Below are 4,626 nucleotides of genomic sequence, written 5' to 3' on the forward strand. Positions count from 1 at the left end.
CGTGCGATCGCCGACTGGATTCAGTTCTACAACCACCGACGGCCCCACCAAGCGCTGAAGATGAAGACCCCGGCTGAGGCATTCGCTTTAGCCGCCTAACCTGTGCAGGTTTCACTGGGTCATTACACAAGTGCCATCTCAGGATTGCTACAAGATCGCTCAAGATGTGTGATTCAAGCGCCACAAAACTAACGTGCTGTGTCAATTGGTGTCGAAAATTGTCACAGAGAGGCTGGTCGAGTGCCAATTTCATGTCGGATTAGCCTTGAAAACAACCAATTCTCGCCTGGCACAGTCCGTGCTCTATCTCTCCCGGCATCACCTTAACCAAACATTCCGGGGGATTTTATGAAGTCGATGCGTCGTATGAACAAGCGTGTCCAAAAGGGTTTCACGCTGATCGAACTGATGATCGTGGTTGCGATCGTCGGTATCCTGGCTGCTATCGCGCTGCCGGCTTACAACAACTACATGATCAAGTCCAAGCTGGTGGAAGCCACGACAGACTTGGACTCGACAAAGTCGGCCGTCGCAGAAGCGTACTCGTCCAATAACAGCACGTTCCCGACGTCTGCGAACAGCCCGATTAACGGCTCCAATACGGGTAGCGCGCCGTTTGCTAACTCGAAGTACGTGAAGCGTTTGGACTACGTTAGCGCCGGTGGTGGTGCGAACTCGAACATTAACGTGACTGTTACACTGACTGGCACGGGCAACACAACCGTTGATACTGCGGTCATTGGTTTGATCGGCACCGGTGGCGCTGACGGTACTGTGGCATGGCAGTGTGCCACGATTAGTGCTGCAGGTGCCGGCACACCTCCCGGTACCGCTGTAGCTTCGGGCGCAAAGGTGACGGCTCTGTACCCGTACCTGCCGGCGACCTGCCAGTTCTAAGACTTATTAGGTTTAGCATCCAAGAGGGCGCCCACGGGCGCCCTCTTTTTATTGCGTTTGGTTTGGCCTGGGAAGACCGAGGCATTCCACGGAGGCGGGTTCTCAGGCCTCCAGTCAGCTAAACTTTCGCTCTCCCACTGGAAGCCGTTCGGCGCCCTGATTACCGTCTTGCCTTTTCCCAGATGCTTCGATCTCGTACTCAATTGATGTTGCTCTGGCTGGCGATTGCCGCATGCGCATCGATCCCATTCCTGACAGCGCTGCATACCTATCCGATTCCGACGTTCTATGCCGAATACGCAACTGGCATCTGCTGGGTTGCCCTGGCTGTCGTGATGCTCATACTCACGTACGGAAGCCGAATGGGCGTACCCCAAATCGCTTTGGCTCCGCTCGCGCTGATTGTCGTGTTGTTTGTGCAGCTGCAAGTCGCACCTCCGTTGAATCCGTTCCTGTCGTTGGCGGCAACGATCTTTCTATTGGCAACAGTGGTGACGTGCGCGCTAGGAGCACGTGCTCGGAGCTTCCCGGGGGTCTTGGAAACACTCGCCGTGGGCTTGATCACGGGCGGCTTGTTAACCGTAGCGATCGAATTTGTACAGCTATTTCGGATTGAGCATTTGCCAACGATGCTTTTTTCGATTAATCCCACGGGGACCCTCCGGCGTATGTGGGGCAATCTGAATCAGCCCAACCATGCTGCCTCATACCTTGCGTTCGGTCTGGCCGCTTGCGCCTTCCTCGTGTCGAAATGTCCGCGCGCACGCGCGGGGGTTGCGGTGGTTGCTTTGATTCTCTTGGTGGGGATGTCTCTGACGTTCTCGCGGATTACCTGGCTGCACATCATCCTGGTGGGCGGATTGACCGGCTTGGCTTGGACGGTCGATCAGCGAGGCTGGCGTCGTTGGTTAATGGCATGCGTGCCGGTTGTTCTCTTGGTGGTGGCGTACCAGCTTTGCAATTGGCTGGTCGCTTACGCAAATACACTTTGGCACCTGGGGTTGTCGCCCTCGATGGGGGACCGCATGCAGGAAGGTACCGGGCTCCGGACGCTGCTGTGGAAACATGCGTGGCATATGTTTCTCGCGCATCCATGGTTGGGTGGCGGCTGGGGCGATTACGCCTGGAACCAGTACGTGCAGACTGACGTGCTCGGCAATGTCGAGATGTCAATGAATGCACACAACATCGTGCTGGACCTGCTGTCTAAGGTCGGGTTGCTTGGCCTGGCCGCCGTAGCGTTGCCTGCCGTGGGTTTCGTGTGGGGCTTGCGTAAGCGACGCATGACGCCGGCGTTGGCTTTTCTGCTGGCCATCGTCTTGGTGTTGGGCGCGCACTCAATGTTGGAGTATCCGCTGCACTACCTGTACTTCCTGCTGCTATTCGCATTTGTACTCGGCTTTGCCGATGAGCGGAATTTCCGCATGCCCTCCGGCAGCATGACATGGACATTGATGGGTGTCTTGTCTGCGTTCGCTGCTGCGTTGATGGTGCAACTTTGGGGCGATTATCGTGCCGTGGAGCGGCTTCACTATGCACCCGAAGGGTTACCGAAGGAATTGGCTCGATACAGAGAGCGAGATGCCAACCTGCTTTTGCCCTATGAGACGCAGGCCATTGCAATCAATTGGAACGTCACCCAAGCAATGGCGGGATCGTTGGCAAAGCTGGAACTACACGCTGTCCAGTTTTACCCTGGATCAACGACTGTTCAGCGTTATGCACTCGCCCTGGCGTACCTAGGCAAGATCGATGATGCCGTGTTGCAGGTGCGTCGCTTGCATAGCCAGTACTGGAGCGAATATGCAGCACAATCGTGGTTACTTACACAAGAGTGCGGGCTGGATCGGGCTGTTCTGAAGGCATTCTGCTCTCGCCTACAGGATGAAAAATTGCTCGTGAAGGAAGATAAGTTGCCAAGTAAGACATCATCTCCTAGATCGCAATGAATGACAGCGCCCCATGGGGCGCTTTCTTATTTAGTGAGTTCATTATTTTTGGAAAAAAGGAAAAAAATCGTTGCGCCATATTTTTTGGATAGAGTTAATCGCTTAATCTCCTTCCTCTCTGCATCCAGAGGTATTCAATTAATGAGAAAGGAGGAATTGATGCGTCTTAAAAAACACGCTACCAAGCGAACTCAAACTGGCTTTACTTTGATCGAGCTCATGATCGTGGTTGCCATCGTGGGCATTCTGGCGGCGGTTGCGGTGCCTGCTTATCAAGATTACGTAACGCGTTCACGTGTAACTGAGGGGTTGGCTCTGGCTGCAACAGCCAAGACGGCGGTAGCTGAGAACGCTACCGCAGGCTTTCCCTTCGATCGCGGTTATGGACCAATTGCGGCCACTCGCTATGTGATTGCGAATGGCGTCACGATCGACCGGACGACTGGTGAAGTCCGCATTGTCTACGCCGACACCGTCGTTCCCAATGGTGCAAATACGCTGATTCTCAAACCGACGTCTAACAACGGCGCTGCATTGGTCGGGACGGACAACAACAGTACCCAGCCCGCTGGCATTATCCGCTGGGATTGCTATGCGAATGGCACTGCAGCACGTGATGGGTTGATGCCTCCGGCACAGGGCATCGCTACACTGGATGTGCGATTCGCACCTGCGGAGTGCCGCTGATTCGCAGTTGGAAAATAAAAGGTAATTCCCCCCAAACCGGACCAGAGTAACTCTGGTCCGGTTTGGGGGGGATTACCAAATAAAAAGAGCGCCTCAGAGGCGCTCTTTTTGCTTGCTGCGGAAAGTACACTAGGGCCTATCAGTAATTTCGTGTTCAAGGCATAACATGCTCATAAGGAGACGTTATGCCCGGCAAACCGAAAGCCAAGCCGGCGGACCTGCCAGCAATCCCAACTGAACTGCTCGAGCAATTTGGCAGCGGCCCGATGACGGCCGAAGCCATCAACGCCGCGACGCTAGCCCTCAAGAAGGCCTTGATCGAGCGGGCGTTGGGCGGCGAGATGAACCACCATCTCGGCTATCCCCCTGGTGCGGCCAAACCGGCCACCGTCACCAACCAACGCAACGGCACGGGTGTAATGACCCAGTGAAAACCTGCTCACGTCACAATGGAAGAAAAGACGATGAGCACGAAGATGGAAGAAGACATCAAGCGGTGGACGGCCAAGCGCAAGAGCGCGTTGGTGCTGGACATCATTCAGGGCAAGACGACAGTGGCAGAGGCCAGCCGCGCCTATGACCTGTCGCCCTCCGAGGTCGAGGGTTGGGTGGATGACGGCAAGCGCGGCATGGAGAATGCGCTGCGGGCCAACCCGCTGGACCTGAAAGATCAGTACGAGCGGCAGATCAAGGACCTGCAGGAAGCGTACGGCGAAGCCATGCTGGAGTTGCGCGCAAGAAAAAAATTGCAGTCCCTGCTGGGCGAGGACGACAAGTGATCGAGATGATCCGCCAGGGACTGCAGGCTGACGGCATTACCGTCTCGATCTCGAAGCTGTGCCGGTGGTTTAACGTACCGCGTCGCAGCGTGTATTACCGGCCAGTCAAGGCAGAGCCGAAGGTCCAGGCCCGCTTCGCGGAGCCGATCAAGGCGATGATCGAAGAGTCGCCGTCGTTCGGTTACCGTACCGTCGCGTATCTGCTGGGGTTCAATAAGAACACCGTGCAGCGCATCTTCCAGCTCATGGGTTGGCAGGTTCGCAAACGTCCCGTCGGCTTCCGGCCGCGCATTCAAGCGATGCCGTCAGTGGCT

The 4,626-nt window shown here is 55.8% G+C and carries 4 protein-coding genes and 3 pseudogenes; all 7 read left to right on the plus strand.

The annotated features are described in order from the left end of the window. Window positions 1–96 (plus strand): annotated as a pseudogene (locus tag CFE42_RS23840) (integrase core domain-containing protein); the annotation flags it as partial. 252 nt (window positions 97–348) lie between these two features. Further along, complete coding sequence (locus CFE42_RS23845) at window positions 349–897, plus strand: pilin (RefSeq protein WP_004637484.1); 549 nt, start codon at window positions 349–351, stop codon at window positions 895–897. Window positions 898–1,079: 182 nt separating this feature from the next. Continuing rightward, window positions 1,080–2,846 (plus strand): Wzy polymerase domain-containing protein, encoded by a 1,767-nt coding sequence (locus CFE42_RS23850; protein WP_052035705.1) that lies wholly within the window; start codon window positions 1,080–1,082, stop codon window positions 2,844–2,846. Next, window positions 2,847–3,533, plus strand: coding sequence for a pilin (locus tag CFE42_RS23855; RefSeq protein ID WP_274521312.1), 687 nt, complete (start codon window positions 2,847–2,849; stop codon window positions 3,531–3,533). It begins immediately after the preceding gene. A 185-nt stretch (window positions 3,534–3,718) separates the two neighbouring features. After that, window positions 3,719–3,943, plus strand: a pseudogene (locus tag CFE42_RS23860) (IS256 family transposase); the annotation flags it as partial. A gap of 54 nt (window positions 3,944–3,997) precedes the next feature. Next, window positions 3,998–4,312 (plus strand): DUF1153 domain-containing protein, encoded by a 315-nt coding sequence (locus tag CFE42_RS23865; RefSeq protein ID WP_004637757.1) that lies wholly within the window; start codon window positions 3,998–4,000, stop codon window positions 4,310–4,312. A gap of 5 nt (window positions 4,313–4,317) precedes the next feature. Then, a pseudogene (locus CFE42_RS23870) lies at window positions 4,318–4,626 on the plus strand (IS3 family transposase); the annotation flags it as partial.

This window comes from Ralstonia sp. PBBBR1 (genome assembly GCF_002256165.1).
Lineage (GTDB): Bacteria > Pseudomonadota > Gammaproteobacteria > Burkholderiales > Burkholderiaceae > Ralstonia > Ralstonia thomasii.